At 53.9% G+C, this 1,681-nt stretch carries 1 protein-coding gene; it reads right to left on the bottom strand.

The genetic code is table 11. The features are described from left to right. Positions 1-587: 587 nt before the first annotated feature. Complete coding sequence (locus NHH03_RS27600) at positions 588-1,022, bottom strand: DUF3806 domain-containing protein (protein ID WP_253161589.1); 435 nt, start codon at positions 1,020-1,022, stop codon at positions 588-590. Positions 1,023-1,681: the final 659 nt, after the last annotated feature.

Here is a 1,681-nt window from a genome sequence, read left to right as displayed (position 1 = left end):
CTTGCCAGTCCGCACTTGCATGCCATGGTTCGCCGCGTCTTCGTCTACGGCGTGCACCAAAGTTTAGTGCCAGTCGTACCCGCACCACAAGCATTGTCTCGCGATCGGTGTACGCACAAGACGTTGACAATGTGGGCACCGGTTTTCGAGAAGTTGATCACGCCGTGTTGACAGAACACGATCCACCGCACTTGCAATTCGGTCCTCGTATGGGGTTTCGAACGTAGCTATCACGTCTGCGTCATCTACGTGGCCGTCGCGGTCCTCGAGAAATTCGTGAAGCTTAGCGATTTTCGAGTGGTTGGAATCGCTGACAATTGGTGCGTTGTATTCAGTGACCCGCCGTTCCAGTGCTGTCATCAAGTGCGAGAAGTGCCGTAGGACGTATGCCCGCAATGCAACATCGTCATCATACGTATCAGCCGTCATTGCGACGCCGCAGAACGATGTTGGATGAAGTGACACGATGGGGACCACACTTGTCCGGCGAACGAAATGCGTAACCGGGCACGCGCGAAAGATTCTCAATTCCAAAAACGCTGGCTCGCGTGCTCCGGTTCACGCGATTGTTCCCCGCAAATTCGCAGTCAACCGTCCCGCGCAACACCTTCGGCGGCGATTTGTTTTTCGAGTGCAGAGACGACGCTCTGGTACAGTTCTGTCATGTTGATTACGTCACCGGCCTCAACCCGTTTTACAATCATGTCACGCGGAAACGCCAAGACCATCCGCGATGGATGTTTGATCGCGAAATCCGATCCATGTTCGTCGGTAGCCACAACCCATTCGAATCCCAGTGTCTCGGCAACGACGTCACCGAAAGCACCTCCTAGCAACTCAAGTGCAGCTTCATCGCCCGACGCGAAGGGTTCGGCGTCAAGAAGCGATTGGAGTGTTGGAATATCGTCTGGCGCTTTCGTCAAGACGTGCTCTGGCCCGAAACGTCGAAGGTATGCGTCAAGCCATTCCCGCTCGGAATCAAATCCTGCAACTTCGGTTTCATCGAGCGGGCGTATGTCCATCAAATTGCCTTCAGTCGGGGAACGTCAGCCGTCACCGAGGTCGGGCGGTGGACTGACCACTTCAAAAAACACGACTCCCGACCTTCGCGTGCACGGCATGGTTCCCCGCCGCATTCGTCACACTCGTGGTCGGCAATCATAATCGGCGGAGGACCTATCCCGCAGTATAGCGGTCACAAAGCAACTTGGATTGTGGACAATCCTCATCAAGCATGTGCACCTCATAGCGTCCGAAGTTCAACGATGCGCCGGTTTCATTCAAATCGTAAATCTTGATCCAATAGCAGTCTCGAAAAAGAAATGCAATCGATTCAAGTGGAGATGGACAATCGAGCGTAAGCGTGCCAGGAACATTCGAGTGCAAGAATTCAATACGGGCTTGAGCAGCGTGTGCGACTATGGTGACCGATTCAATCTGCAACCCGTATTCAGTCTCGTAGCACGCGGGAGGCAATTCAGAATAATGCCGAAATTCAGTCACAGTAAGAACGCGAGTCAGAGCCAAATTTTCAGTCGGGGAACGATTGGGATTAACGAGTCGGCGGCGAAGGACGTGGACCACAGTTCCAGACCGGATTCCGCCGATCCGTTACATCCTTTGGTTACGAGCAGTCTTGGCCGACGCTGGAAGTTGCTCCGGGGTGGATCTCACAGTAACC

Origin of the sequence: Stieleria tagensis, assembly GCF_024129865.1 — a bacterium.
Lineage (GTDB): Bacteria > Planctomycetota > Planctomycetia > Pirellulales > Pirellulaceae > Stieleria > Stieleria tagensis.
Note: the sequence above shows the minus strand (reverse complement) of the source record. Positions and strands in the feature narration are given on the sequence as shown.

What these genes read in the sequence shown, in the direction of transcription:
- NHH03_RS27600 (WP_253161589.1), bottom strand. Translation starts at nt 1,022, where the DNA reads ATGGACATACGCCCGCTCGATGAAACCGAAGTTGCAGGATTTGATTCC.